Origin of the sequence: Microcystis sp. T1-4 (genome assembly GCF_000297435.1) — a bacterium.
Classification (GTDB): domain Bacteria; phylum Cyanobacteriota; class Cyanobacteriia; order Cyanobacteriales; family Microcystaceae; genus Microcystis.
Map to the genome: position 1 here is coordinate 1 of NZ_CAIP01000388.1, position 917 is coordinate 917.

Below are 917 nucleotides of genomic sequence, written 5' to 3' on the forward strand. Positions count from 1 at the left end.
GAAACGTTTTTTTGTCTTAGCTGAAGCGGTAATCCGTTTGAGTTCTTTTTCTAGAGATTCGGGAGTTTTTGTCCAATCAATTAGTTGGTGAACTTCAGGAAAAAAGAAATGTAAAAACGCTTCAAAATACTCGGTTAATGCTTCTTTCCAGGGTTCATCATAATTGGCGGTTGTTGGGTTCATTTGAGTTGTTTGCTTACTCGTAGGCTGTGAAGCGCGATAGCGTAACGCACCGATTTAATAATAGAGGTGGTGGTGGTAATCTGGGGATTTTGTGGTAAAAAAGCGGATATTTGTTCGATTCCGTCTTGATTGGGAGAGAGAATAACGGTGGCGACTTCTGGAATTACCCCAGCTTGGAGACTTTGATAATCGGTAACACCAGCATCGAGGAAAACTACGGTAGCGGTTAAACGCTGATTTCTCGCACTATTCACCTGATTAGCTTGACTCAAGCCATCAGATTGAGCAAAATTGAACAAAACATCGTCAACAGCAGGAAAGCTCGGCAAAAGGGTAGAAGTCATGACATTAACCGCAAAGGATGACTGCGGCTATTTTATGCAAAGAATCCCGAATTTTTCAAGATCCCTGTAACAGAAATTAATATTTATACAAGAAAACGGGTTTCTCAAAGAAACCCGTTTTCTCATTTGTTGCAAAGATGCGATCGCTAACATAAACTAAGCAGTTAAAGTATTTAACCAATTGATTAAATCTTCAACCGTAGAGAAATCGAATAAAGCTTCTCCTAATACTTCGACATCATCAATACTTAACAGCATAATTTTAGTTTCCAATGAAGGATTAATCTCCCCTAACTTTCGTTTAATTTGACGAAGAATCAATGTCTTTTCCCGTTCAATACCCCGTTCGATACCTTGTTCAATACCTTGTTCAATACCTTGTTCAATACC

At 38.8% G+C, this 917-nt stretch carries 2 protein-coding genes and 1 pseudogene; all 3 read right to left on the reverse strand.

The window, feature by feature from the left end:
• A pseudogene (locus tag MICAI_RS17760) lies at nt 1–183 on the reverse strand (hypothetical protein); the annotation flags it as partial.
• Complete coding sequence (locus tag MICAI_RS17765; protein ID WP_008205446.1) at nt 180–527, reverse strand: DUF4347 domain-containing protein; 348 nt, start codon at nt 525–527, stop codon at nt 180–182. The gene MICAI_RS17765 and the pseudogene MICAI_RS17760, both read right to left, overlap by 4 nt.
• Before the next feature lie 156 nt (nt 528–683).
• Nucleotides 684–917: DUF4351 domain-containing protein (locus tag MICAI_RS17770; RefSeq protein WP_039900485.1), on the reverse strand; the 234-nt coding region annotated here is incomplete at its 5' end.